This is a genomic window from Corynebacterium spheniscorum, from assembly GCF_900113445.1.
GTDB lineage: Bacteria > Actinomycetota > Actinomycetes > Mycobacteriales > Mycobacteriaceae > Corynebacterium > Corynebacterium spheniscorum.
In genome coordinates this window covers 199,033-224,177 of record NZ_FOPJ01000001.1, presented here as the reverse complement: position 1 = coordinate 224,177, position 25,145 = coordinate 199,033, and the positions used below count along the sequence as shown (strand labels likewise).

The 25,145-nt window shown below is 58.0% G+C and carries 23 protein-coding genes; 8 read left to right on the top strand and 15 right to left on the bottom strand.

Annotated elements, in window-relative coordinates:
• Window positions 1–7: 7 nt before the first annotated feature.
• Both prpB and prpD read right to left on the bottom strand, forming a co-directional pair.
• Window positions 8–925, bottom strand: a complete 918-nt coding sequence (prpB, locus tag BMZ01_RS01030) for a methylisocitrate lyase (RefSeq protein ID WP_092283506.1) — start codon at window positions 923–925, stop codon at window positions 8–10.
• Entirely contained in the window at window positions 925–2,424 is a 1,500-nt protein-coding gene (gene prpD, locus BMZ01_RS01025; protein WP_092283504.1) for a 2-methylcitrate dehydratase PrpD, read from the bottom strand. Before prpD ends, prpB begins: the two co-directional genes overlap by 1 nt.
• A gap of 169 nt (window positions 2,425–2,593) precedes the next feature.
• On the opposite strand from prpD, the gene BMZ01_RS01020 reads away from it, so the two are divergent.
• A complete protein-coding gene (locus tag BMZ01_RS01020; protein ID WP_092283502.1) occupies window positions 2,594–3,937 on the top strand; it encodes a short-chain fatty acyl-CoA regulator family protein in 1,344 nt (447 codons plus the stop codon).
• 12 nt (window positions 3,938–3,949) lie between these two features.
• Here the strand turns inward: BMZ01_RS01020 and BMZ01_RS01015 are convergent, their stop codons facing one another.
• From BMZ01_RS01015 to upp, 4 genes are all read right to left on the bottom strand, one after another.
• Entirely contained in the window at window positions 3,950–5,362 is a 1,413-nt protein-coding gene (locus BMZ01_RS01015; protein WP_092283500.1) for an NAD(P)H-quinone dehydrogenase, read from the bottom strand.
• 266 nt (window positions 5,363–5,628) lie between these two features.
• Window positions 5,629–6,798 carry an amidohydrolase gene (locus BMZ01_RS01010; protein ID WP_092283498.1) on the bottom strand — a complete coding sequence of 390 codons (1,170 nt, stop codon included), beginning with the start codon at window positions 6,796–6,798 and terminating at the stop codon, window positions 5,629–5,631.
• Window positions 6,799–6,968: 170 nt separating this feature from the next.
• Window positions 6,969–7,565: a helix-turn-helix domain-containing protein gene (locus BMZ01_RS01005; protein ID WP_092283496.1), complete on the bottom strand. Its 597-nt coding sequence runs from the start codon at window positions 7,563–7,565 to the stop codon at window positions 6,969–6,971.
• A 76-nt stretch (window positions 7,566–7,641) separates the two neighbouring features.
• Window positions 7,642–8,277, bottom strand: coding sequence for a uracil phosphoribosyltransferase (gene upp, locus BMZ01_RS01000; protein ID WP_092283494.1), 636 nt, complete (start codon window positions 8,275–8,277; stop codon window positions 7,642–7,644).
• Window positions 8,278–8,333: 56 nt separating this feature from the next.
• Here upp and BMZ01_RS00995 point away from each other — a divergent pair, with 56 nt between their 5' ends.
• From BMZ01_RS00995 to BMZ01_RS00985, 3 genes are read left to right on the top strand one after another with little or no spacing between them, the layout of a single operon-like run.
• Complete coding sequence (locus tag BMZ01_RS00995; RefSeq protein ID WP_092283492.1) at window positions 8,334–8,606, top strand: hypothetical protein; 273 nt, start codon at window positions 8,334–8,336, stop codon at window positions 8,604–8,606.
• Complete coding sequence (locus BMZ01_RS00990) at window positions 8,603–9,409, top strand: C40 family peptidase (RefSeq protein ID WP_092283490.1); 807 nt, start codon at window positions 8,603–8,605, stop codon at window positions 9,407–9,409. The genes BMZ01_RS00995 and BMZ01_RS00990 overlap by 4 nt, the downstream gene beginning before the upstream one ends.
• Window positions 9,410–9,445: 36 nt before the next feature.
• Entirely contained in the window at window positions 9,446–10,675 is a 1,230-nt protein-coding gene (locus BMZ01_RS00985; protein WP_092283488.1) for a hypothetical protein, read from the top strand.
• Here BMZ01_RS00985 and BMZ01_RS00980 read toward each other — a convergent pair.
• Window positions 10,620–11,933: an HNH endonuclease signature motif containing protein gene (locus BMZ01_RS00980; protein WP_092283486.1), complete on the bottom strand. Its 1,314-nt coding sequence runs from the start codon at window positions 11,931–11,933 to the stop codon at window positions 10,620–10,622. The genes BMZ01_RS00985 and BMZ01_RS00980 overlap by 56 nt on opposite strands.
• Before the next feature lie 201 nt (window positions 11,934–12,134).
• Here BMZ01_RS00980 and BMZ01_RS00975 point away from each other — a divergent pair, with 201 nt between their 5' ends.
• Window positions 12,135–13,424 carry a D-alanyl-D-alanine carboxypeptidase family protein gene (locus BMZ01_RS00975; protein ID WP_092283484.1) on the top strand — a complete coding sequence of 430 codons (1,290 nt, stop codon included), beginning with the start codon at window positions 12,135–12,137 and terminating at the stop codon, window positions 13,422–13,424.
• Here the strand turns inward: BMZ01_RS00975 and BMZ01_RS00970 are convergent.
• From BMZ01_RS00970 to BMZ01_RS00945, 6 genes are all read right to left on the bottom strand, one after another.
• Window positions 13,360–14,241 (bottom strand): RDD family protein, encoded by an 882-nt coding sequence (locus BMZ01_RS00970; protein ID WP_092283482.1) that lies wholly within the window; start codon window positions 14,239–14,241, stop codon window positions 13,360–13,362. The two genes, BMZ01_RS00975 and BMZ01_RS00970, sit on opposite strands and share 65 nt — an antisense overlap.
• A 133-nt stretch (window positions 14,242–14,374) precedes the next feature.
• Window positions 14,375–15,409: a YhjD/YihY/BrkB family envelope integrity protein gene (locus BMZ01_RS00965; RefSeq protein WP_092283480.1), complete on the bottom strand. Its 1,035-nt coding sequence runs from the start codon at window positions 15,407–15,409 to the stop codon at window positions 14,375–14,377.
• A 115-nt stretch (window positions 15,410–15,524) separates the two neighbouring features.
• Window positions 15,525–16,565 (bottom strand): tryptophan--tRNA ligase, encoded by a 1,041-nt coding sequence (trpS, locus tag BMZ01_RS00960; protein WP_092283478.1) that lies wholly within the window; start codon window positions 16,563–16,565, stop codon window positions 15,525–15,527.
• Window positions 16,566–16,586: 21 nt separating this feature from the next.
• Window positions 16,587–16,778 (bottom strand): hypothetical protein, encoded by a 192-nt coding sequence (locus BMZ01_RS00955; RefSeq protein WP_092283476.1) that lies wholly within the window; start codon window positions 16,776–16,778, stop codon window positions 16,587–16,589.
• 116 nt (window positions 16,779–16,894) lie between these two features.
• The gene (locus tag BMZ01_RS00950) at window positions 16,895–17,794 is read right to left on the bottom strand and encodes an exodeoxyribonuclease III (protein WP_092283474.1); all 900 of its coding nucleotides are present in this window, start codon (window positions 17,792–17,794) and stop codon (window positions 16,895–16,897) included.
• Window positions 17,795–17,800: 6 nt separating this feature from the next.
• Complete coding sequence (locus BMZ01_RS00945) at window positions 17,801–18,994, bottom strand: MFS transporter (RefSeq protein WP_223845842.1); 1,194 nt, start codon at window positions 18,992–18,994, stop codon at window positions 17,801–17,803.
• A gap of 132 nt (window positions 18,995–19,126) precedes the next feature.
• Here BMZ01_RS00945 and BMZ01_RS00940 point away from each other — a divergent pair, with 132 nt between their 5' ends.
• The 3 genes from BMZ01_RS00940 to metX all read left to right on the top strand — a co-directional run bounded on the left by BMZ01_RS00940 (window position 19,127) and on the right by metX (window position 24,021).
• Window positions 19,127–21,343 carry an NADP-dependent isocitrate dehydrogenase gene (locus tag BMZ01_RS00940; protein ID WP_092283470.1) on the top strand — a complete coding sequence of 739 codons (2,217 nt, stop codon included), beginning with the start codon at window positions 19,127–19,129 and terminating at the stop codon, window positions 21,341–21,343.
• A gap of 245 nt (window positions 21,344–21,588) precedes the next feature.
• Window positions 21,589–22,908 (top strand): O-acetylhomoserine/O-acetylserine sulfhydrylase, encoded by a 1,320-nt coding sequence (locus BMZ01_RS00935; RefSeq protein ID WP_092283468.1) that lies wholly within the window; start codon window positions 21,589–21,591, stop codon window positions 22,906–22,908.
• A gap of 9 nt (window positions 22,909–22,917) precedes the next feature.
• On the top strand, window positions 22,918–24,021 hold the full coding sequence (gene metX, locus BMZ01_RS00930; RefSeq protein WP_092283466.1) for a homoserine O-acetyltransferase MetX: 1,104 nt from the start codon (window positions 22,918–22,920) through the stop codon (window positions 24,019–24,021).
• Here metX and BMZ01_RS00925 read toward each other — a convergent pair.
• Window positions 23,978–24,301: a DUF3017 domain-containing protein gene (locus tag BMZ01_RS00925; protein WP_092283464.1), complete on the bottom strand. Its 324-nt coding sequence runs from the start codon at window positions 24,299–24,301 to the stop codon at window positions 23,978–23,980. The two genes, metX and BMZ01_RS00925, sit on opposite strands and share 44 nt — an antisense overlap.
• Entirely contained in the window at window positions 24,294–25,145 is an 852-nt protein-coding gene (locus BMZ01_RS00920) for a bifunctional methylenetetrahydrofolate dehydrogenase/methenyltetrahydrofolate cyclohydrolase (RefSeq protein ID WP_092283756.1), read from the bottom strand. The genes BMZ01_RS00925 and BMZ01_RS00920 overlap by 8 nt, the downstream gene beginning before the upstream one ends.

The window sequence follows — 25,145 nt, the reverse complement described above, 5'->3', positions numbered from 1 at the left end:
GTCCTTTCTAGGATTCGTAATTTTCGCGGGAGTAGGTGAACACCTTCTGATCAAAGGCGTTGTATTCCGCATAACGAAGGAATTCGTAGAGACGGGAACGGTGTTGCATGCGGTCCAACCAGCTGGTTTGGGTACCGGTCTCAGCAATGTCACCGAGGGCGTCTTCCACTTGCCCCATCGCAATGCGCAGCGTGGTCACCGGGTAGATGACGGCGTTGTAGCCGATATCTTCCAGGGTTTGTGCGCTGAGGAGTTCGGTCTTGCCGAACTCAGTCATATTGGCCAGCAGCGGAACATCCGTTGCGGCACGGAACTTCTCGAAGTCCTCCGGCTTGTGGAGAGCTTCGGTGAAGATCAGGTCGGCACCAGCGTCGGCGTAGGCCTTTGCGCGCTCGATAGCTGCGTCAATGCCTTCGACACCGGCGGCGTCAGTACGGGCGCAGATGACGAAGTTCTCATCGCGGCGCTCGTTCACGGCTGCCTTGATTCGGCGCACCATGAGGTCAGTGGGAACGACTTCCTTGCCGTCCAAATGGCCGCAGCGCTTGGGGTTGACTTGGTCTTCGAAGTGACAGCCGGCGATTCCGGCATCTTCGAATTCGCTGACGGTGCGCGCGGCGGACATTGGTTCGCCGAAGCCGGTGTCAGCATCAACCAGCACCGGAAGGTCGGTGGCGCGCGCAATCTGGCGCGAGCGCAGGGCAACCTCGGTGAGCGTAGTCAGGCCGATGTCAGGCAAAGCCAGGTCGGCGGCCACCACGGCTCCGGAGACGTAGACGCCTTCGAAGCCTGCGTCTTGAATCATCCGGGCGACCAAGGGTGAGAAAGCACCGGGGAGGCGGGCGATCTTATTCGAGGTCAGTGCCTCCCGAAGATTCTTGCGGCGTTCGTTCGGGGTGACAGTGGAGGCATATAAGCCGGGCATTACAGGAGTCCCTCCGGGGTTTCGGGGGCCTTCGCGAGGACATCTTCTTCAAGGGTGATGTTCAGCTCGTTCAGGTCGTTCAGGTTGGCGAGGTTCTCGCAGGCTTCGAGGAAGCGGTCCTGTTCCTTCTCGGACACGACGCCCTCAGCCAGGGTGCGGAACTTCTTGATGTACTGTTCGCGGGCGAACGGGCGAGCACCGTAGGGGTGTGCGTCCGCCACAGCGATTTCGTCTTCGATGACCGAGCCGTCCTTCATGGTGATAACAGCGCGGGCGCCGAAGGCCTTCTCCTTGGGGTCGGTGGAGTGGTAACGGCGGGTCCACTCTGGATCCTCGACCGTGGAGATCTTGTGCCAGAGCTCGATGGTCTCCGGACGGTGTGCGCGCTCCGGGGAGTAGGAACGCTCGTGGTGCCACTCGCCATCCTCCAGGGCCACCGCGAAGATATACATGATGGAGTGGTCCAGGGTCTCGCGCGATGCGTCCGGATCGAACTTCTGCGGGTCGTTGGAGCCGGTGCCGATCACATAGTGAGTGTGGTGGCTGGTGTGCAGCACGATGGACTCGATGTCATTGAAGTCCTTGATTTCTTCGCGCATGCGGCGAGCCAGGTCGATCGGGGCCTGGGACTGGTACTCAGCGGAGTGTTCCTTGGTGAAGGTGTCCAGGATGGCGCGCTTTTCTTCACCTTCGGCCGGCAGCGGCACGGTGTAGGTGTGGTCCGGACCGGAGAGCAGCCAAGCAATGACGCCGTCTTCCCCTTCCCAGATCGGGGCCGGAGCACCTTCGCCGCGCATGGCACGGTCGACAGCCTCAATGCCCATTTTGCCGGCGAAGGCCGGGGCGAAGGCCTTCCAGGAGGAAATCTGGCCCTTACGGGACTGGCGGGTGGCGGTGGTGGTGTGCAGCGCCTGGCCAATGGCCTGGTAGATGGTGTCAACGTCGAGTTTCAGCAAGGTGCCGATGCCGGCGGCGACGGAGGGCCCCAGGTGAGCAACGTGGTCGATCTTGTGTTCGTGGAGACAGATGCCGCGAACCAGGTCAACCTGGATTTCATAGCCGGTGGCGATACCGCGGATCAGGTCGTGACCATTGGAGCCCTTGTGTTGGGCAGCCGCCAGGATAGCCGGGATATTATCGCCGGGGTGAGAGTACTCAGCGGCGAGGAAGGTGTCGTGGAAGTCCAGTTCGCGGACAGCGGTGCCGTTGGCCAAAGCAGCCCATTCGGCGGAGAAGCGTCCGGGGATACCGAACACAGCGGCGCCACCCTTGGTGACGGGGTGAGCCTCAGCCTGGCGGCGGGCCACAGTCACGGGACGGCGGAGAACGGAAGCCGCAGACACCGAAGCATTGTCGATGATGCGGTTGATGATCATTTCTTCGGTGTCGGCCGGAACCTCCACCGGGTCAGCGGCGACCCGAGCGATCTTATAGGCGAGGTGCTCCTCGTAGGGGAAGTCCTCGGCAGAACGGTAGGTACGTACCTGATGCTCGATCATGGTGGCTGCGTCACTCCTTGAAGTGGTGGATTGAGTTGGATCTCATATTAAGTGGAAACCTGTGTCCCGAACCACAGTGTAGCATGTGTAAAAATGCGTCCTTATCTATGATTTTCTGTTAAAGTTGTGGAACTGCCAGCTCAGCACGATCAAGTAACGGGGATTAAAGATGAAAAAGCTTTATGCGGGGGCGAGGATTCGCACGCTTCGCAGGTCGCTTTCGCTAACGCAAGTGGAGATGGCCCGCCGAATTGGGGTGTCGACTAGCTACCTCAATCAATTGGAAAATGACCAGCGCCCCATTACCGCTACTGTGCTTATGTCTTTGAGCACCACCTTCGATGTTGATGCTGGTTATTTCTCACCTGAGCATGATGCTCGTACGGTTGCGGCTTTGACGGCTGCTTTTACCTCCGTTGGGCACCCTGATATTCCCACTGCTGAGATTGCGGATTTAGCTGCCCGCTACCCTGACCTATCGCAGGCATTAATCGACATTGCCCATAACCGCACACTCGCGGAACACCCTGAGAGCCCTTATGAGCGTGTCCGTGACTACTTTTATGAAGCCCGCAACCATATACCCGCTCTCGATAATGCAGCAGAAAAGTTTGCTGCTGGGTTGGGAGGACCCCAACTACGCCTGACCAGGATTGCGACCGTGTTGGACCACAACCACGGGGTGTCGGTGCGTTATCGCCGGCACACCCACGGGCCGCGGCGCGTATTTCATGCGGAGAATCGCGAATTGCATTTGCGCACAGATTTATCGGAGGCACAATTGTGCTTCGAATTGTCTTTGCAGCATTGTTTTTTGGCGCACAGGGAGCTCTTGGATCAGCTCTGTGCACCTTTAAGAGATGAGCAGTCCCGCACGATCGCGCGGCTAGGTTTGGCGCAATATTACGCTGCTGCGGTGACGATGCCCTATGGGGAGATTCTGCAGGTCGCAGAGGATACCTCCTATGATATTGACCGAATTGCCGCGCATTTTGGTACGGGTTTCGAAACCACCTGTCACCGCCTGTCGACGCTGCAGCGACCGGGGCATTCTGGGGTGCCCTTCTTCTTTGTGCGCACTGACCGTGCGGGGAATATTTCGAAGCGTCAGTCCGCTACTAGCTTCCACTTCTCGCGCACCGGTGGTTCTTGCCCGCTGTGGGTGATTCACCGTGCCTTTGAAACCCCGGGGCGGGTGACTCGGCAGGTCACTACCATGCCGGATGGGCGGAGTTATTTGTGGGTGGCACGCACGGTGCGCGGCACCTCTCATGGGTTTGGTATTCCCCCGAAGGAATTCGCCATTGGTTTAGGATGCGACTTGGATCAGGCGGAGCGACTGATTTATGCGCGTGGCCTGGATTTAACCCCCGATGCTGCTACCCCGATTGGGCCGGACTGCCACACCTGCCCGCGCGAGCATTGCCCGCAGCGAGCATTCCCCCAGGTGGGGCGTCCGATCCAATTGAACCTCGATGTTACGTCCGAGGAGTCCTACCGCACAGCGCGTTGAAAGCTGCAGGAGCTAGGAGAGGTCGTCGTGATCGACGAGTTGACGAGCGGCTTCGGTGATGGATCCGGAAAGCGATGGATACACAGCGAAGGTGTCAGCAAGATCCGTGACGGTCAGTCCATTAGATACCGCCACTGCGATGGGCAGGATCAACTCGGAGGCTGTCGGTGCCACGATAACGCCACCAATAACCAGACCGGAGTTGGCGCGGCAGAAGAGCTTGACGAAGCCGTGGCGCAGCGAGCGCATCTTGGCGCGCGGGTTGGTTTCCAGTGGCAGGGTGATGGTGCGGGCCGGGAGGTTACGCTCCTCGATCTCTGCTTGGGTGATACCCACGGCAGCAATCTCAGGGCGAGTGAACACGGCGGTAGCAACGGTCTTCAAGCGCAGCGGGGAGACACCTTCGCCGAGTGCGTGATACATAGCGATGCGGCCCTGCATGGCGGCGACGGAAGCCAGCGGGAAGAGGTCGGTGCAGTCACCGGCGGCATAAACGCCACTGATATTGGTGCGGGAAACGCGGTCCACGTGGATATGGCCAGAAGGAGTGGTTTCCACGCCAACAGCCTCCAGGCGCAGATTCTTGGTGTTGGGGATGGAGCCGACCGTCATCAGCGCATGGGAGCCAAATATTTCGCGACCATCGGCGGTCTTCACGCACACGCCACCATCTTCGGTGCGGGTAACGGTGTTCACGCGAGCATGCTTTTCAAGGGATACGCCGCGCTCTGCCAGCACCGTCTCCAGCACATCGGCAGCATCAGCGTCATCGTGCGGAAGAATCCGGTCACGGGAAGCAACCATGGTGACCTTCACGCCCAACTCAGCGAAAGCAGACACGAATTCGGCGCCGGTAACGCCGGAACCTACCACGATCAAATGTTCGGGGAGCTCCTGGAGGTCATAGACCTGCTGCCAGGTGAGAATGCGTTCACCATCGGGCTGTGCGCCCGGCAGAATGCGCGGGGTGGCGCCGGTGGCGATAAGAACTAGGTCACATTCGACGATCTCATCCGGCACATCTTCGTTATGGGAAACACGCACATAGTGGGTGGTCTGCTTGGTCTGATAATCGTCAAATTGGGCGCGCCCGTCGATAATACGCACGCCTTCTTTTTCTAGCCGCGCACGAATATCACCGGACTGTGCGGTGGCCAAGGCCTTCACGCGGGCATTAAGAGCATCGAGGTGCAGCACCGCATCGCCGATGCCCTGTTCGAGGCCCATGTCATCGGCACGGCGGATATCGGTGCGGATACCGGTTCCGGCGATAAAGGACTTCGAGGGCACACAGTCATAAATAACGGCGGAGCCGCCGAGGCCTTGATCTTCCACCAGGGTGATAGTGGCGCCGTATTTTGCTCCAGCAAGGGCTGCTTCATAACCAGCGGGGCCGCCGCCGATAATCAGAATTCTTTTGGTCACAGGAGTGTTCCTTCTATATGGGCTGTGTGTCTTATGGGTGAGTAAATCTCTAGTTCACTGGGGCATGCATAAAGCGCGCTTCAGGCGCATAGAGCATGACCAGTTGCGCACTCAGGGCGCAAGGCATACCCCCCTACCTTATCCCGAGCCGGGCTGCGGAATCTAAGCGCGGGGTGGGCTCTGGGGGCGTTGATGGGGAAGCTTCTAGGAAACTTCTGGCGATGCACCGAACCTATGGGAGCAAAACGTGGTGTTAAGGGGTTTTGCTAGCCGGTGACGTGGGAGAAACGTTCGGCGATGGCACCGAAAAGGCGGATGCCGACCCTGAGGGAACGTTCGTCAATCACCAGGTCAGCTTGGTGGAGGTCGTGCTCAACTCCGTGGCCATCCCAGCACCCCAAGCGGGCCATGGAGCCTGGTACGTGTTCGAGGTACCAGGAAAAGTCTTCGCCACCGGAAGATTGCGGGGCCTGGACTACTGCGTGCGGGTCGATGGTGGCGGCTGATTCGGCAAGTAAGGCGGTGGCCACATCATCATTGACGACCGGGGGCACGCCGCGAAGGTAGTCGAGGCTGACGGTACAGCCGGTGGGGGCAACGATTTCGGAGACTAACTCCTCGATCATGGGTTGAATGATGCGCCAGATCCCAATATCGGCAGTGCGTAGCGTGCCGGAGACACTGCCCTTTTCCGGGATGGCATTAGGGGCGTGCCCGGCATTGATCGTTCCGAAGACCAACACCGTGCCGGTACGTGGATCGACCCGACGCGAGAGCAGCCCCGGTAATTCGGTGACGATCTTGCTTAAGGCATAGACCACATCGGCGCTTAGATGCGGGCGCGAAGTATGCCCACCAGGGCCATTGACATGGATGGTGACGAGGTCTGTTGCTGAGGTGATGGCACCAGCGCGTACGCCAACTAGCCCGACTTTGAGCTTTGGTTCAGCATGTACGGCAAAAAGCGCGCGCACATCTTTCAGGGCACCCCAGGAGATGACTTCACTAGCGCCGCCGTCGAGAACTTCTTCGGCTGGTTGGAAGATAATACGGATGCCGTGGGGCAGGTCGAGTTCATGCAGTGCACAGGCAAGCCCTAAGCCGATGGCGGTGTGCACGTCATGCCCGCAAGCGTGCATGACTCCGGGATGTTTGGAGGCGAACTCTAGCCCGGTGACTTCCGTGATGGGAAGGGCGTCGATGTCGCAACGAAATCCCAGGCGGGGGCCTTGTGGTCCGACATCCACCATCAGCCCGGTGCCGGGGAATCGTTGGGGTTGCAGACCGCGGGAGCTTAATACCTCGCAGAGGTAATCCGTGGTCGCATATTCCATATGCGAGAGTTCCGGATATTGGTGGAGATGGCGTCGCCATGCAATGACGTCGTCATAGTGGCGATTAAGCCAGGCATCAACCCCAGCTGAGATCCCTGCCATGCCTAGCGCCTACCCTTCCCCAATCGGTCTTGTGAAGATGTATGTGATTCTCAGGGAAGTGTAGTCGCCGGCCTTGCGGCTCGGAGTTCAGGGGTTGCTAGGCGGCAAAGATTGGTGACTTTACCGGCACTTGCGTCACCCCCTCTTAAGGCAGCTTCCGCTGGAAGACGCTAGAAGGCTTCCAGCCCAAAGCGCGGATCGAAACGCGGATAGTTCCGCGGGTCGTTGTGCCCCTGCTCCGGGGTATTCGCTTTGCGACGGCGCTCGATCATGTCGGTTAAGCGATCGATCTCTTCGTTGCGAAGGTCCCAGGCATGCATCGGCATGAAGCGTTGGATGAAGTCGGAGGAATCGCCCAGGATCAGCCCAGCGCCGCTGGGGTGATTCCGATCGAAGCGCCGGATGCCCTCCGGGGCCAGAGGCCACAGACCATTCATTCCAATGCCGTGGTCCGTGGCGATCCGTTCGACGAAGAAGTCGACATTCGGGATCAGACCTGCGGGTGGGACCCGCAGGGCCACGGAGAGCCGGTAGATCGTCGAGAGCATCGGGTCCGCTGGGCGCCCCACGTTGCCTTCATTGCGCTCCATGTTAGAGATTGCATTGCGGCTCATATGGCTGCGCTGAGCGAGCTCATCTTGACTGAGGCCGCGGAAGCCTCGAAGTAATTTCAGGTTTCGGGCAAACAAGGCCCCATAACTACGCCACACGATATTGCTCGGATTGAGGAAAATGTCGTCTTCGTTTCCGTACCCACTGTTGGTCATGACAAATATGCTGTCCACTCAGATCATTTTTGTCCGCACACCACAGTGGGCAAAGTTGAGACCTCTCCGAGAATCGCTATAAATCGATGTTTCGTGGGCCGTACAAACGGTCCCCGGCATCGCCTAGACCTGGGACAATATAGGCATCAGCATTCAAACTAGGATCTATCGATGCAGTGATCAATCTCACGGGCAATCCGGAGGCTTTGAGAGCTTCGACCCCCGGTTTTGCGGACACCATGCATACTGCAGTGATGTCTGTGGCTCCCCTTTCGCATAGCAATCGGATGGCATGCAGAAGAGATCCACCGGTAGCCAACATGGGGTCGACAATGAACACGGCTCGCCCGGAGAGGTCTTGAGGCAACGCCTCCAAGTAGGGCACCGGTTCGTGGGTTTCTTCATTACGCGCCAGGCCGATGAAGCCAACTTGAGCGTCTGGGATCATCGAGAGCGCGGGGTCGATCATGCCCAGCCCGGCGCGAATCACCGGCACAATAATCGGCGGGTTTGCCAAGCGGGTGCCCTCCGCGGTGGCCACCGGAGTGACGCAATCAAAATGCTTCACCGGCAGGTCCCGACAGGCTTCATAAATGAGCATGGCGCCCAGGTCAGCCGCAGCAGCCCGAAACGCGGCATTATCGCTGCGCTCGTCCCTCATGAGGGTCAAGCGAGAGGCAACCAATGGGTGGTCGATAACGGTGATTTCCATGGTGTTCATCCTAGCGCCCCGGAACCACCATCGGCCTTGTCAACGTCCAAGCAATTATGAACCTCGAGATTGACCTCACACATGCCCGCCAACTGGCGGCCGACCTTCTGCAGGCTGCGGAATCTGATTGCCGCACGCATTATGCCCAGGGCGATACTCCGGGCACCGAACGCTTCCATGCCGCCTTAGCCGCAGCGATGAGCGCTTGCCAGCAGGGCTCCCGGGAAGTGTTAGAAGCCGCTGCTGGCTTAGCCGATTCTTCTTTGCTGTCGATCGCAGCCATGGAGGAAGCCGATGAGCTATTAGCTAGGGAGTTGCATCGCGCATGACCACAACCTTGCCGAATGTGCATTTACCGCCGCTTCCTGACCTGGGCGCAGCCCGCCCCCTAGCCCACTACTTCGGTGCGAATGCCGAAACTATTTTGGGTTTAGCGGAGGTTGAGAACTTTCGCCGCATAGCTGTCTCACAGCTGGTCAAAGATGCCCAAGGCATTATCGACTCTCACCTCGGTATGCTCGCCGAGGTTGCGCAGGATGTTCTCCAAGTAGCCCGGGGCCTTATGCCACTCCTTCACTCCTTCGCTCCTGGGGTGGCTTCTCTGGCGCATCAATTACTTGATCAGCTCTCAGCTCAGGTCGCGGAGTTTTCTAGTCAAGAACAACACATGCTTGCCGCCAAGCTTGAGCCACTAGCCCGCGAATTGGATGAGCTTTCTGGGGATCACCAGTTCCCAGAGGCAGCTCCGGATGCGTTGTCCACGCAGTTTCCTGGTTCTTCCTCTGGGTCTGCTCAAGGCCAGCAGGCAGTGGCTGCTGCGCTCAGCATGGTCGGCACTCCCTATGTATGGGGCGGCACCGGTGCTGGAGGTTTTGATTGTTCGGGGCTTACCCAGTGGGCGTGGCGCCAAGCAGGGGTGGAGTTACCGCGCTTAGCGGAACACCAAACGGTGGGGCGCGCGGTGTCGGTAGAAGAGCTCCAACCGGGTGATCTGGTGGTCTGGGATGGCCATGTCGCGATGTTCGCTGGGAATGGTCAAATCGTTGAAGCAGGTGATCCGGTGCAAACCAATCCACTGCGCACCTCGAATATGGGGATGGCCTTTAAGGGCTTCTATCGACCAACAGGATGACCCATAGGGTGATCAGGTGAGATAGAATTTGCCGCCATGAGCAACCAAGGCATCCTTCCCGTCAAAATTTCGCTGACCGAAGGCGATTTTTATACCCTCTGGGCACCAAAGTGGAAGGAACATGGCGCCGAATGGCAGGCCTTCCTTGGCGATGGTGAAGGGCTGTGCTGTTTCCGCTCCCCCGCTGATCTCCTGACCTTCTTGGAGTCGGATACCGAGCATGACCTCAAGGACCACCCAAAGTGGGGTGCTTTTAGTGCCCGCAAGGAAGACCGCGTAGTGCCTGATGAGAAGGGCTACTTCGATATCATCGGCGCCCCTGGTTTCCTCGCTGATCGCCCCTCGCATGCAAATGTGAGCGCCTTGGATCGCGTCTTCTCCATTACCCGCAGCTTGGGTGAGGTCACCGGCGCGCAAGCCGTTGCCGTTTTCTTTGCCACGCACTCGGTGCTGAATAACGTCAAGCGCGGCTCCGATCACTACATCGGTGAGCACGGCATGTCCGAGTGGTCTGGGGTTGGCCGCGCGGTGCTTGCCAATTGGCAAAAGATCGTTGACGCCTTGGACCCGCAGGTCCGCATGATTGATGTTGATGAGGCCACATCCAAACGCAATGAGGCCCGTATTGATGAAGCTGTGACCGCTGCCGAAGCTGCCCGGAAGGCAGCAGAGGAACGCCGCGCCAAGGAAGCTGAAGAGGTCGACCCCTACGATGCTTCCGCGTGGGGCCAAGCCGGTATTGACCCCATCAAGATCACCATCGATGGCCGTACCGTCTACACGCTGCGTACCTTCGTTGAAGGCAGCCCGGTGTTCCTGGGACGCTTTGGTGAAATCTTCACCTTCAATAACAAGAAGTCGCTGGTGCGTTGGATGATGTCCAATGACGAGCACGACATGGCCACCCTTGCCACCTGGCCGGACCTGGTAGCTAAGGCCAACGCCGGTGAGCTTGAGGTAACGGTCCACGATGACAACGTTTATTCCTATCGTGGGCTCGCCGAAGACATCGCCAAGGGCCCTGCTGCCGTGGATACCGAACAAATGTCGCGCGGCTATGAGCTCTTCGCAGATGCCGCGGACTGGGCGGCTGATGATTCCTTGAACTCCTTCCTGCTGGCTAATCCGCGCATGCAGGATTACATCTCCTACATGCTGGGCGCTACGGAAACCTCGGGTTATGTTCCCAGCGCCCCCTATACCGACCATGTCAACGGTTGGACCGCTCTCGAGGAGATGCTGACGAAGCGTTTCTCGAAGATTTAGGCTTCGATTTCCGCGCAGCCCCACCCTTAGGCCCAGGCTTCTTCTTAGGAGGCTTGGGCCTCATTTCCATGCGTGTGCGCGTTGATCTCCATTCCCGGCCCCAGCGTGGACGCTTCGCAGGGGCTGCCAGCGGCCCGCAGGGTTGGGTGCTCACCATGCGGCCATTGGGATAGAACCACTGGCAGGTACCGCGGTGATGCATAAATACCCGGATGCGGCCATCACTTTTTTGGTTATGGTGCTTGCGGCATAGGCATTGCAGGTTGCTGGCGGTAGTCACCCCACCGAGGTCATATTCAATGACATGGTCGAGGTCGCACTCTTCTGCTGATACCTGGCATCCCGGCGCGCGGCAGGTGCCATCACGGCCTCGCACATAGGCGGCCTGCTCCGGGGTGGGGTCATAGGCCTCACGCACTGCGCTATCGGCGCCGCGTAGATCCAGGGTGTGGGTGATGCGATCCTTCCACAAAAGCTGGCTGGATTTCTTCATAAACCCAGCGCCATGCAGGTATTCCGGTTCGCCGTGCTGCGGTCCCCACAAGGTGAGCACAATTTTTGCTTTGGTTTGTTTCCGCGCCAGCATCAGCAAAGCTTCTTTGGCGCTTACTTCTTCTTTTCTGGCCACGCTCTGAATAATCTTATGCAGCTCGTGTGCTTCATCATGGGTCAAACTGATATTGATCCGCCCCGAACCATCCGCATTGGCACGAACCCTCACAGCATCAGTTTCCGGCGCCGGCTTTTCCTCCTCCTGCTTCTCCAACACCTCCGGGCACAGGTCCAGCAGCTGAGCGCGAATGAAGTTCTTAATCGCGGTTTCCCCAGGCAACACTTGCCGCTTCTCCGTGGCGGTAAAGAACTCACAGAGCAGCGGATCGAGGCGCTCCAGGATCTCCTTGGGCACCCCAGCTAGCCCGGCATGCACAAAGGAAAGACGCTCCATATTCAGGTGCCCGCGGGCGCGTACCTGGTGCAGTAATTGCGGTAGCTCTTCCAAGGTCGCTGCGGCATGTAAGTATCTGCGCGTGCGCCCCAGGGTTTCCGCAGTCATGGTGGCAGCGATCTGCAGCACGGTGTCGATGTCATTGTCGTCTTTGGGTAAAAGCCCCCGCCACATTTCAAGCGCGGCGAGGTTTATTCCGCGCACATGCTCGGCATAGGGGTTATCTGACCCTAGGCAAGCCCATTCCGGGTGATCTAAAAACTCCCGAATTTCGGCTGCGAGACGATCAAAAGCGGAATAGTCTCGTCTCATAACGTGCACCCCCTCAGGTTCTTATGAGCATTCTTCAACTTCGAACAAGTGCCCACATCTTAAAGCCCGCCACGGGTCACAACCCCACCATAAACCGAACACTTATTCGCTCGCGACTCTTACTTAATCGCCACATACTGCATGAATCTCTCGGGTCGCTGCGCACTTTAAAGCAAGGGTGGCCTACACTGTCGACTCATTATGCGAATCAACGCCACCCGCACCCCACTGCCGGCCACGCTATGCGCTACTGCCCTGCTTGTTAGCGGCACGCCTGCCGTGGCACAGGAAGAAACCACGCCGACTCATCCCGCGGAAGAGACCGCAATCGTGCGTGAGGAAGCCCCCAACACGGATAATTGTCCCAACTCGCTTGAGCCGCCACAGGCGCGGACAACCTCAGAAAACCCGCAACCCGGGCAGGCCTCCCCCGCCCCGCTCCCGATCTCGGATAAAGCTCAGCCTTGCGGAATGTCGATCCCCGCGGGCTTTGAGGTCCCGGAAAATCAGACGGCTTCTGCGTGGCTCATTTTTGATATTGATTCCGGGGAGATTATTGCGCAAAAAGATCCGCATGGGCGTTATCGGCCGGCGAGCATCATTAAGGTTTTATTGGCTACGTTGGCGATCGATGAACTTGATTTAACAAAAACTATTGAAGGCACCGAAGAGGATGCTGCGATTGAAGGTTCCTTGGTGGGGATTGGTCCCGGCGGGAAATACACCAATGAGGAATTGCTTCATGGATTGCTCTTAGCCAGCGGAAATGATGCCGCGCATGCGTTGGCGCGGCAATTGGGAAGCGATGAAGAAGTACTGGCGAAGATTAATGCTTTGGCGAAGGAATTAGGGGCTGAAGATACTCGGGTGGCGTCATATTCGGGGTTGGATAAACCGGGTATGGCGACCTCTGCGCATGATTTAGCGCTGTTTTATCGGCATGCGTGGGAGAAACCCGAGTTCGCGAAAATTGTGAACACGGATCATATTAAGTTCCCAGGGTATGGCGAATATGAAGGTTATGAGGTGTGGAATGATAACCACCTCTTCCTCAATGATCCGGATGGAATTGGTGGGAAAACCGGTTATACCGACGACGCTAATCACACTTTTGTGGGCGCGTTGGATCGCGATGGGCGGCGCCTGGCCGTTGTGTTGCTGGACACCACGGTCGATAAAGCGCGTCCTTGGGAGCAAGCGCAGGCCTTCCTGCATGAGGCATATAAGGTGCCGGCGGGCGCGGGGATCGGGAGCTTGCTGCCGGTCGAGACCGTGACTTCGACGGCACCCACGACGAGCTCTGCGGCGCCCACAACCACGGCTGCCGCGCCGATTCAGCCTGCCCAACGCGAGTCGCGCAAGTGGATCCCTTATGTAATTGTGGCGGCAGTGGTTGCGCTATTTGCCCTGGTGTTGGCGTTGAGCACTAACCTTTCTGGACGACCTCAGCGTCGGCGAAACGGTCGTGGAGGCCGCGGCCGTCGGCGCTAAAGGCCAAAGATAAACCAAGCACCAAAAAGATCGGGCCGGCGAAGAGCGTACCCAGCCACGGGAGCCCAACAATGAAACGCCAGAAATTGCGTTTGAAGGATTCCGCGGGGGTGAGTTTGGCGCCGGTTTCGGCATTTCTTACCTCATAGCCGAAGAAGCGCTTGGCGAGCGTGCCGCCGAAGTACACCTCGCAGCCCACGAAGTATGCCAGCGCAGCTACGGCACCGACTACTGGTTCTGCTGAGCCGGAGGCCACCAATGAGGTGAAAAGCGTGATGAAGAAGATGTCGATCACCAGCATGATGCCGCGCAGTATCAGTGGTGCTGTGGTGCGGTCGCGGGCGGTTTCGAAATTGGTATAGGGCCCAGGACCTGGGATGGGGGCAGGATAAGGTGCCTGATAGCTAGCCGCATAGGGGTTTATGGGGAAGGGATCAGGTTCCTGTTCGGGTTCTTTGAATTGCACCCGCGGGGCGCCTTCCCACTCTGGTTCTTGGGTTGCTTCCATGACGCGGAAAAGGCGCTCGTGGGAGGGGACCTCCCAGTCATTTGGCCAGCGATCGAAATTAGCCAGGTATTCCACCTGGTTCCAGCTATGCGTATGGCCTAAGTGCTGGTCATAAATCGCACGGCGGGACTCATTGGTGAGCACCGAGTTCGCAATATAAAGCTTCTCGCGCATGCCGCCGCGATCTGGGTAGTGGTTGCGGTCTAGGGCAGCATCCATCTCACAGATCAGGGTGCCAAGATCCTTGGATGGGGCATCCTGGGGGACGTCCAGCCAACGATAAAGGTTAAAACCTGCGGCCGATGACATAGCGCGGGCCACGCTCCTTTGGGACTACGCGGTGAGTAAGAAATGTACTTCTAGGCTAAAGAAGGTGCCCGCCAGATACATCAGGATTCACCCTGATTTCTTCCCTTGCAGGGGGCCTCAAGAGGTGCTGTGTTTAACGGCCCGACACCAGGGTCTTAAGATCCTGCACCAAACCGGCCTTCGGGGCGGCGGCGCGCACGCGGATCACAGCTGGTGGCGGTGCCGGCAGCTTGGTCTTCTGCAGGGATTCCTCCGTGGTGGCGGCCCAGGCGGAGCAATACAGCACCACGCGCCACACCAAGTACATGACCACCATCAGCGCAATGATCGGACCGAAGGTCGCGCCGGCGGGGTTGGAAAGGGCGTTGGAAGCGAAGACCGAACCCAGTTGCTTGATGAGCTCGAAGGCAACGGCACCAATCAGTGCGGCCTTGGCGGCGGACTTCAGCGGCACCTTGGTGCGCGGTAAGAACTTAATCAACCAGAACATCACCAGATAGTTGGCCAAAATACCGACGGCGAGGGCCACTAAGAAGGTGATCAAACGGATCCCCGGAACATGATCCAAGCCGACCATCACCAGCAGCTTTTGGGTTAGTCCGGAGGCACCGATGGCGGTAACGGCGAAGGCCACGATCATGGAAAGCAGCAGGCCGATCAGGCCCAGCAGGTCCATGGCCTTCTTCTTTAGGAAGTTGCCTTCGGTGGGGTCTAAACGCCACATCTTGGACACGCCATAGCGCAGGTTATTCATCCACCCTAAGCCAGACCAGAGGGTGGTCAGCGCACCGATACCGGCGACGGCGCTGCGCTGTTCGATGGCGGTATCGAGGACTTCATTAATAACGTCCTGGAGTTTGCCATCAACGCTGCCCGCAATCTGGTCTTGGATGGACTGCAGGGTTTCTGGGCGGGAAGCCAGGAAGAAACCGACGGCGGCGAAGACCAACATAAGGATGGGGAAGATCGCCAACACAGAGAAGTAGGTAATGCCGGCAGCGTATTGGTTGCCGCCCATGGTGCTATAGCGTTCCTGCATCAGCATCACATGGTCGAACCATCCCCACTTGTCGCGGAGCTTATCCACGAATCCGGGATCATCAGCAGTGGTGCGCTCAATCCCGTATTCGTCGGTGCGTTTGCGGTCAGATTGGGTACTGGTGGCCACGAGGGGCGCCTACCTTTCTGCGTGGTGATGAGGGAGGTCGCGAAGATTCCCCGAATAATCCCCGGGGAAAATAGATTCCCAGGGATTATGTCATATTTTTTATGAATAGGTGGGTTTAGCGCTTGCGCGGCAAGAAGCCAACCAGATCATAAACGCGGGCCAGGGTCGCCTCCGCGATCTCGGAGGCACGGTCCGCGCCGAGGCTAAGAACGCGTTCCAGCTCGGCCCGATCAGACATATAGTCCTGATAGCGGGCGCGCAGCGGGGTGGTGAAAGCCTCTAGAGCTTCGGCGGTGTCATTCTTTAATGCGCCATAGCCTTGGCCGGCGTAGCCAGCAACCAGCTCCTCGATTGGGGTGCCGCTGAAGGCCGATTGGATGACCAGGAGGTTGGAGACGCCAGGCTTGTTTTCTGGGTCATAGCGAATTTCGCCATCATTATCGGTCACGGCGCTGCGGATGCGCTTGGCGGACACCTTCGGGTCATCTAGCAGGTTGATCAAACCCTTGGGATTATCGCCAGATTTACTCATCTTGGCGGTGGGGTTTTGAAGATCATAGATCTTCGAAGCGCCTTCTGGAATGAAACCTTCGGGCACCACGAAGGTCTTACCGAAGCGTTTATTAAAGCGCTCTGCCAAGGTGCGGGTGAGTTCGAGGTGCTGACGTTGATCGGCACCAACGGGAACCAGCTGCGGGCGGTAGAGCAAAATATCGGCGGCCATCAACATGGGGTAGCCGAAGAGGCCAGCGGAGGTGCGGTCGGCGCCTTGCTTAGCGGACTTGTCTTTAAATTGGGTCATCCGCGAGGCTTCACCAAAGCCGGTGAGGCAGGTGAGAACCCAGGTGAGTTCAGCGTGTGCGGGGACCTGAGACTGCACAAAGAGCGTGGACTTTTCTGGGTCGATGCCCAGGGCCAGGAGCTGCGCGGCACCGGCGAGGGTGCGGGCACGCAGCGCTTTCGGGTCCTGCTCGACGGTAATGGCGTGCAGGTCCGGGATGAAATAGAAGGCCTCGTAGTTGTCCTGCAGCGCGATCCATTGCTTCAAGGCACCCAGGTAGTTACCCAGGTGATAGGAATCAGCGGTGGGTTGGATGCCAGAGAGTACGCGCTGTCGATCGCGCTGTGATGCGGAAGCAGAATCTTGAGCAGTCATGTAGGACAGTCTAGAACTCTGCTAGCGGTTGAGTTTGCGGGAGGTCGGGGAGAAGTCGTCCAAGAGGTGGGCGATGCCCCACACAATCAGACCGCCGCCGACACCCATTCCGATGCCTCCAACCACGGCCATAATGTTATGTTCGCCGGCGATCCAGAAGCTCAGGGCGAAGATAACGACGCCGAGGATGAAGAAGAGTGCAGTTCGCAACATGTGGAATCAGGGGTGCTTTCTAGGTACGTGCTAGGGGGTCAGCGCTTAGTGCGCCCCTAAACCCTAGCAGTGTGTTTTCCTCCACGAACCAAAATTCTTGCACTCCCTCCCCCACTTCACCCCCCATAGGTCACATTTAACGGGGCATGGTCGGACCAACGTTCCTCCACACTGGGGGCTCGATCCACCCAAGTTTTTTGGGCGCGAGCCAGCATGCCCTTGGTGGCAGCTTGGTAGTCGATCCGCCAACCGGCGTTGTTATTAAAGGCTTGGCCTCGGTAGGTCCACCAGGTATAGGGGCCATCTTCTTCTGGATGCAGTCGGCGGGCCACATCGAACCACTGTGGCTCGGTGGTGGCTTGGCGGGGTGATCCGCCGGGGTAATCCACCGCGCCAAACCATTCCCCTACTCGTTCATCGAGTTGAGTTTCGGCGTCCGGGAAGGTGCCAAAAATGGAATCCATGAATGCCCGCTCATCGGGGAGGAATCCGGACTTCTTTTGGTTGGTTTTCCAATTCTTAATGTCTTGTTGGCGGTGGCAGATATTCCAATCCCCACCAATCACCATGTATTCGCGCTGAGCTGCCTCATTGAGCACCTCGGTGAATTCATCCAAGAAGCGATACTTTTCATCTTGCTTTTCGGTTCCAGCGGAGCCGGAAGGCAAATATAAAGAAGCTACGCGAACCCCGTCGTAGGTTCCTTCAATCCAGCGCCCTGAATCCTGGAAATTTCCGAAACCAATGGTCACATCCTCCAAGGGTTTGCGCGAAAGAATGCCGACCCCGGCGCGCCCCTTAGCCGCCGCGGGGGCTCCCACATAGTGCCATTGCTTCTCGAGAGCGGGGGCTAGGGCTTCGAGGGTTTGGTCCAAGGTGGCGCGAACTTCCTGCAGCAACACCACATCGCTGGGGGTCTGGTCTAGCCAGGCCAGCATGCCGGGGTTGTGTTCATTGCGCTCTTTAACGGCGGCGCGGATGCCATTGACGTTAACGGAAGTAATAGTCAGGGTCATGGGGCCCTAGCGTAGCAAGCGCGCTGGGATCCAGATGAGGATTGCGGCCAGAGCCAAACACGCACCTACCACCGCTGGGGCGGCATAGCCATAACCGGCGGCGATGACCGCGCCACCCAACGCCGCACCGCTGGCGTTGGCGATATTTAAAGCAGAGTGGTTCAAGGCGCCGGCTAGTGTCTTGGCTTCACCCGCGGCATCGATAAGCCGCACCTGTAGCGCGGGGACCAGTGCAGCGCCGAATACACCTAGTAGTGCGAAGAAAAAAATGGCGGTGGGTGCGGCCTTGGAGGCCAGGGTGAATCCCCCCAGAATGACTGCCAAAGCCGACAGGATTCCCAGGATCCCGAAATCGACGCTGAGATCCGCTAAGCGTCCGCCCAGCCAGTTGCCGAACACCGAGCACACCCCATAAATGCCCAACACCAGGGCCAAGGAGCTTTCCGGTACCCCGGCGCGGTCGGTCATGACCCAAGAGATATAGGTAAAGACAGCGAAGACACCACCGAAACCAATGGCGCCCATGGCAAGGGTGAACCAGACTTGTTTGCGTTTGAGGGCACCGATTTCTTGGCGCGGATCAGTTAACACCATCTGGGACATATGCGGCATGACCAACCAGAGCGCGGTCATGGTGCTCGCAGCGATGATGGAAACCAGGCCAAAAGCCACTGGCCATCCGAGATGGTGGCCCACTGCCTGGGTGACAGGTGTGCCGATAACTCGGGATATGGCATTACCTGCTGACACCATGGCGACTGCTCGTCCGCGGTGTTCCGGGGGTGCGATGGCAGCGGCACATAGTGCGGCGACTGCGTAGTAAGCACCGTGTGGGAAGCCGGCGAGGAAGCGACCGAGAACAATGGCCAGGTAGGACTGCGAGAGTCCGGCCACCAGGGACAAGATATCCCCTAAAGCGAGGGCACCCATCAATAAAATGAGGAGCTTTCGCCGTGGCATTCCGCCACTAAAGATGGTGATCAGCGGAGCGCCGATGACCACCCCCAAAGCGTATGCAGAGACGATCCGTCCGGCGGACTGTTCACTAATAAGGAGGGAGTCCGAGATCTCATTAAGTAAGCCGACCGGAAGAGATTCTGTTGTGCCGATACTGAAACCTCCGCAGGCTAGGACAATCATGACCAGCAGGCGGCGGCGTGAATCTAGAGCAGTTTGATCTGGAATGTGAAGCTTTCCCACGCTACGGAACCATAGTTCAATCAATAGAAATTTATGAGTTTTGCCAGGATCACCAAACATAACGGGGGTAACGGATTTCCTTTGGCGGTATCCTGGATAGCTGAACACATAAGCGCTACAACAGGAGTTATCTTGGCTAAAATTATCTGGACTCGTACCGACGAGGCCCCGCTACTCGCGACCTATTCCTTCAAGCCGATCGTTGAGGCCTTTGCCTCCACCGCTGGTATTGATGTGGAAACCCGCGATATTTCCCTCGCCGGTCGTATCCTGGCTCAGTTCCCGGAGAAGCTGAGCGATGAACAGCGTGTCGATGATGCCCTCGCTGAACTGGGCGAGCTGGCCAAGACGCCGGAAGCAAATATCATCAAGCTGCCGAATATCTCCGCTTCGGTGCCACAGCTGAAGGCCGCCGTCAAGGAATTGCAGGCCGCCGGCTATGACATCCCGGATTACCCGGATTCCCCGGAAACGGATGAAGAAAAGGATGCCCGTGCCCGCTTTGATGCGGTGAAAGGCTCCGCCGTGAACCCGGTGCTGCGTGAAGGCAACTCTGATCGCCGTGCTCCCGTTGCGGTGAAGAACTTCGCCAAGGCTCACCCGCACTCCATGGGTGAATGGACCAAGGATTCCAAGACCAATGTCGCCACCATGGATGACAACGACTTCCGCCACAATGAGAAGTCCGTCATCATGCCGGCTGCCGACACCTTGACTATTAAGCACATTGCTGCTGATGGCAGCGAAACTGTTCTCAAGGACGGTCTGAAGGTTCTGGAAGGCGAAGTTATCGACGGCACCGTTATGCGTGCCGCCGCACTGAAGTCCTTCCTGGCTGAGCAGGTTAAGCGCGCCAAGGAAGAAGGCGTGCTCTTCTCTGTTCACCTCAAAGCCACCATGATGAAGGTCTCCGACCCCATCATGTTCGGTTATGTGGTGCGCACCTACTTCGCTGATGTCTTTGAGAAGTACGGCGAAGAACTCGAAGCTGCTGGCCTGAATGGCGAGAACGGCCTCGGCGCTATTTACGCTGGCCTGGATGACCTGGACAATGGCGAAGAAATTCGCGCTGCCTTCGACAAGGCCCTGGAAGAGGGCCCGGATCTGGCTATGGTCAACTCCGACAAGGGAATCACCAACCTACATGTGCCTTCCGACGTCATCGTCGACGCCTCCATGCCGGCCATGATTCGTACCTCTGGCCACATGTGGAATGCCGCTGGCGAAGAGCAAGACACCCTGGCAGTGCTGCCGGATTCCTCCTACGCCGGTGTTTACCAGGCAGTTATTGAAGACTGTAAGGAAAATGGCGCCTTCGATCCGACCACCATGGGCACCGTCCCGAATGTTGGCCTGATGGCTCAGAAGGCTGAGGAGTACGGCTCCCACGACAAGACCTTCAAGATCGCTGCCGATGGCAAGGTCCAGGTTGTTAACTCTGCCGGCGATGTGCTGATCGAGCACGAGGTATCTGAAGGCGATATCTGGCGCGCTTGCCAGGCCAAGGACGCCCCGATCCGCGACTGGATCAAGCTGGCCGTTACCCGTTCGCGTCTCTCCGGCATGCCGGCCGTCTTCTGGCTGGATCCGGAGCGTGCACACGACCGCAACCTGATGAAGCTGGTCGAGAAGTACCTGCCGGAGTTCGACACCGAGGGCCTGGACATCCGTGTCATGTCCCCGATCGAAGCCACCAAGTTCTCCATCGACCGCATCCGTCGCGGCGAGGACACCATCTCGGTGACTGGGAACGTGCTGCGTGACTACCTGACCGACCTCTTCCCCATCCTGGAACTGGGCACCTCCGCAAAGATGCTCTCCGTCGTTCCGCTGATGGCTGGTGGCGGCCTCTTCGAAACCGGTGCCGGTGGCTCCGCTCCGAAGCACGTCCAGCAGCTTGAAACCGAGAACCACCTGCGTTGGGATTCCCTGGGTGAGTTCCTGGCTCTGGCTGAGTCGCTGCGTCACTTCGCCAACAATGATGGCAACCAGAAGGCTGCTGTCCTAGCTGATGCTCTGGATAAGGCCACCGAGCGTCTACTCAACGATGGCAAGTCTCCTTCCCGCAAGGTTGGCGAAATCGACAACCGCGGTTCCCACTTCTTCCTGGCCACCTACTGGGCCGAAGAATTAGCCAAGCAGACCGAGGATGAGGAGCTGGGCAAGCTCTTCGCCGAAGCCGCTAAGGACCTGGCTGCTAACGCCGAAGAGATCAACCAGACCCTGATCGATGTTCAGGGCAAATCGGTTGACCTGGGCGGCTACTACCTGCCTGATGATGAGAAGACCAGCGCAGTGATGCGCCCGAGCGAGACCTTCAACAAGATCATCGCCACGCTGACCAAGTAAGTCTGCAGCAGCCCCTAGCTGCTTAAAGACTGGCTTAGTTTCAACCCCCGATCGCAGTTTCCGCGGTCGGGGGTTTTGCTATGTTTAGACTGCTCAGTCTGTTCCAGGTCATTTTAATTCATCGACCACTACCTGCTGCTATATAGAAAACTAGACCAAGTTGTTTGTTAAGTGTACGGGTGCCCTATTAGGTTGTCAGCAATCCCTTTTCACATCACTTCGAATACAAAACAAAGGAAGACGCAATGACCACTCGCTATGACAACTCCGCAGCCAACACCTGGGGCCTGGCCACTCGCGCTATCCACGCCGGACAGCAGGTTGACTCGGATACTTCCTCCCGCAACCAACCGATTTATCTCTCCAGCTCCTTCGTTTTCAACTCCGCTGAGCACGCGAAGCAGCGCTTCGCACTTGAAGATCTTGGCCCGGTCTACTCCCGTCTGACTAACCCCACCCTGGACGCCTTGGAGAACCGTCTAGCTTCCCTCGAAGGCGGCGTACACGCGGTAGCTTTCGCCTCCGGTCAGGCTGCCGAAACGGCTGCCATCTTGAACTTGGCTAGCGCAGGTGACCACATTGTCAGCTCCCCGCGTCTTTATGGCGGTACCGAAACGCTCTTCCTGGCTACGCTTGCCCGCCTTGGCATTGAGGTCAGCTTCGTAGAAAACCCCGACGACCCCGAATCCTGGCAGGCTGCGGTGAAGGAAAACACCAAGGCCTTCTATGGCGAAACCTTCGCCAACCCTCAAGCCGATGTGCTGGATATCCCGGCTATTGCAGAAGTCGCACACCGCAATAGTGTTCCGCTGATTGTTGATAACACCGTCGCCACCGCTGCACTGGTCCGCCCCCTAGAACTAGGTGCGGATATCGTGGTTGCTTCGCTGACCAAGTTCTATACCGGCAATGGCTCAGGCTTGGGCGGTGTCCTCGTAGATGGCGGCAGCTTCGATTGGACGGTAGAAAAAGACGGCAAGCCGGTCTTCCCGCACTTTGTTACCCCGGATCCTGCCTACCACGGTCTGCGCTATGCCGACCTGGGCGAAGCAGCCTTCGGATTGAAGGCCCGCGTTGGTTTGCTGCGCGATACCGGCGCCACCCTCTCCCCCTTCAATGCCTGGGTCACCCTGCAGGGCCTGGACACCTTGTTGCTGCGAGTGAATAAGCACAATGAGAATGCCGAGAAGGTTGCCCGCTTCCTTAAGGAACAACCACAGGTCACCCGTGTGAACTATGCCGGGCTGGAGGACTCCCCCTGGTATGAGGTGAAGCAGAAGCTAGGCCTGAAGTACACCGGCTCGGTTATCTCCTTCGACCTCGAAGGCGGCCGCGAACAAGCATGGGCTTTCATTGATGCCTTGAAGTTGCACTCCAACCTCGCCAATATTGGTGATGTCCGTTCCCTGGTAGTGCACCCAGCTTCCACTACTCACTCGCAATCCGATGAGAAAGGCTTGGCACGCGCCGGGGTCAGCCAATCCACCATTCGCCTTTCGGTTGGCATTGAGGATATCGAGGATATTCTCGCTGACCTGAAGTCCGGATTCGAAGCGATCTCCTAAACAAACACCATGATCACCGACGGCAGCCTGGTCCATGTTCCCATCGGCACCCTGCGCACTGAAGCAGGTGCCGAAATCCCGGAGGCAACTATTGCCTACCGCGCATGGGGCGACTTCCACGGAAAGAACCTACTTATCGTGGAACACGCGCTCACCGGCGACACTGACGCACGTAGTTGGTGGGATGGGCTCATTGGGCCAGGCAAAGCCCTCGACACCGATACTTGGTGCGTACTGTGCTCAAATGTCATCGGTGGCTGCGCCGGCTCCACCGGGCCATCAAGCCCACACCCTAAAGACGATAAGCCGTGGGGCTCACGCTTCCCTGCGATCTCGATTAGGGACCAAGTAACCGCGGAATACCGCTTATTAGAAGAACTTGGGGTCAGAGAAGTTCAGGCCATCTTGGGTGGCTCCATGGGAGGCGCCCGAACCCTGGAGTGGACACTCATGTACCCGGAGATGGTCCGCAGCGCCGCGGTTATCGCTGTCTCCGCACGAGCAAGTGCCTGGCAGATTGGTATTCAATCAGCTCAGATCGACGCGATTGAACAGGATCCGCACTGGCATGGCGGCGATTATTACCAAACCGATGAGGTCCCGGCAGCTGGCCTGGGAACTGCCCGCCGGATTGCTCACCTTACTTACCGCGGTGAGCAGGAAATTGATGAGCGCTTCGGCGTCATGCCCCAACCCGGGGAGAATCCACTTGGGCCTTACCGCGATCCAGCGCAGCGCTTCGCGGTAGAAAGCTACCTCGACTATCAAGCCACCAAACTGGTAGAACGCTTTGATGCCGGCAGCTATGTCATGCTCACCGATGCTCTTAACCGCCACGATATTGGCCGTGACCGCGGTGGGTTGAATAAGGCATTAGCGTCGATCACTGTGCCGACCATGATTGTTGGTGTGGATACCGATATTTTGTATCCCTACCACCAGCAAGAACACCTTTCCCGGAATATCGGGAAGCTCATGGCGATGGCAAAGATTGTGTCCCCCGTGGGCCACGATGCTTTCCTCACCGAGACCCGACAAATGGATCGGATTTTAAGGCGCTTCCTGGTTCTTAGCTGCCAAGGGAATCCACCGACGCCGCCAGAAAAGCCATAACCCCACCAATCGCGGCGCAAAAAGCAGAGTCGAAGCGCCGCGAACGTACCGCAAAAACACCCAGCACTTGGGAATCGCAAATCCACCGCAATGCGGAGAGGAAAAGCAAACATACTCCCAGTGCGAAGGTGGCGCGCCGCCAATGCTCACCGAGGGCAAAAACAGTGGCGGCGACCAAACCCAAAAGGAAGGTCCACACCAGTAGGCGCTGCACAATCCTGGGTAGGGGCGAAGGCCGCACATGAATATCATGTGGGTTCGCTAGAGGGTTATTAAGCATTGAGCTTTTCGGCACGTTCCACCACGTTGCGTACTAAGAAAGCACGGGTGAGTGGACCAACACCACCGGGATTCGGCGAGACTGCGCCGGCGACCTCCCACACATCTGGGTGCACGTCGCCAGCCAGCTTGCCATCCACGCGGGAGACTCCCACGTCCAATACCGCAGCCCCGGGCTTAACCATGTCCTTGGTGAGCATGTGAGCTTTACCTGCAGCGGCAATAATGATGTCCGCTTCGCGGGTCTCCGCAGCCAAATCACGGGTACCGGTGTGGCACAAGGTGACGGTAGCGTTTTCGCTGCGGCGCGTCAGGATCAAACCAATGGGACGGCCAACGGTCACACCACGGCCAATAACAACGACCTTGGCGCCATCGGTAGGAATATCGAAGCGCTTCAGCAGGTGAATGGCTCCATTCGGGGTGCATGGAAGCGGTGCCGGCTCATTGAGCACCAATTTGCCTAGGTTCACCGGGTGCAGGCCATCGGCATCTTTGTCCGGGTCGATGCGCTCAAGCACCGCGTTTTCATCCAGGTGCTTCGGCAATGGCAGCTGCACGATATATCCGGTGCAGGCGTCATCGGCATTGAGTTCATCAATGACTGCGTTGAGTTCTTCTTGGGTGACATCTGCCGGCAGATCCTTTCGGATCGAGCGGATGCCAATCTGTTCGCAGTCGCGGTGCTTCATTTTCACATAGGAGTGGCTAGCGGGATCATCACCAACTAGCACTGTTGCCAACCCCGGGGTGATGCCGCGGGCTTTTAATGCGGCCACCCTTTCACCAAGGTCGGCAAAAATCTCGTCGCGGTAGAGCTGTCCATCTAATTTGATCGCAGTCAC

Bases quoted from the DNA above. Each gene is read 5' to 3' on its own strand.
- prpB (WP_092283506.1), bottom strand. From the start codon at position 925: ATGCCCGGCTTATATGCCTCCACTGTCACCCCGAACGAACGCCGCAAG.
- prpD (WP_092283504.1), bottom strand. From the start codon at position 2,424: ATGATCGAGCATCAGGTACGTACCTACCGTTCTGCCGAGGACTTCCCC.
- BMZ01_RS01020 (WP_092283502.1), top strand. From the start codon at position 2,594: ATGAAAAAGCTTTATGCGGGGGCGAGGATTCGCACGCTTCGCAGGTCG.
- BMZ01_RS01010 (WP_092283498.1), bottom strand. From the start codon at position 6,798: ATGGCAGGGATCTCAGCTGGGGTTGATGCCTGGCTTAATCGCCACTAT.
- BMZ01_RS01005 (WP_092283496.1), bottom strand. From the start codon at position 7,565: ATGACCAACAGTGGGTACGGAAACGAAGACGACATTTTCCTCAATCCG.
- upp (WP_092283494.1), bottom strand. From the start codon at position 8,277: ATGGAAATCACCGTTATCGACCACCCATTGGTTGCCTCTCGCTTGACC.
- BMZ01_RS00995 (WP_092283492.1), top strand. From the start codon at position 8,334: ATGAACCTCGAGATTGACCTCACACATGCCCGCCAACTGGCGGCCGAC.
- BMZ01_RS00990 (WP_092283490.1), top strand. From the start codon at position 8,603: ATGACCACAACCTTGCCGAATGTGCATTTACCGCCGCTTCCTGACCTG.
- BMZ01_RS00985 (WP_092283488.1), top strand. From the start codon at position 9,446: ATGAGCAACCAAGGCATCCTTCCCGTCAAAATTTCGCTGACCGAAGGC.
- BMZ01_RS00980 (WP_092283486.1), bottom strand. From the start codon at position 11,933: ATGAGACGAGACTATTCCGCTTTTGATCGTCTCGCAGCCGAAATTCGG.
- BMZ01_RS00975 (WP_092283484.1), top strand. From the start codon at position 12,135: ATGCGAATCAACGCCACCCGCACCCCACTGCCGGCCACGCTATGCGCT.
- BMZ01_RS00970 (WP_092283482.1), bottom strand. From the start codon at position 14,241: ATGTCATCGGCCGCAGGTTTTAACCTTTATCGTTGGCTGGACGTCCCC.
- trpS (WP_092283478.1), bottom strand. From the start codon at position 16,565: ATGACTGCTCAAGATTCTGCTTCCGCATCACAGCGCGATCGACAGCGC.
- BMZ01_RS00955 (WP_092283476.1), bottom strand. From the start codon at position 16,778: ATGTTGCGAACTGCACTCTTCTTCATCCTCGGCGTCGTTATCTTCGCC.
- BMZ01_RS00950 (WP_092283474.1), bottom strand. From the start codon at position 17,794: ATGACCCTGACTATTACTTCCGTTAACGTCAATGGCATCCGCGCCGCC.
- BMZ01_RS00935 (WP_092283468.1), top strand. From the start codon at position 21,589: ATGACCACTCGCTATGACAACTCCGCAGCCAACACCTGGGGCCTGGCC.
- metX (WP_092283466.1), top strand. From the start codon at position 22,918: ATGATCACCGACGGCAGCCTGGTCCATGTTCCCATCGGCACCCTGCGC.
- BMZ01_RS00925 (WP_092283464.1), bottom strand. From the start codon at position 24,301: ATGCTTAATAACCCTCTAGCGAACCCACATGATATTCATGTGCGGCCT.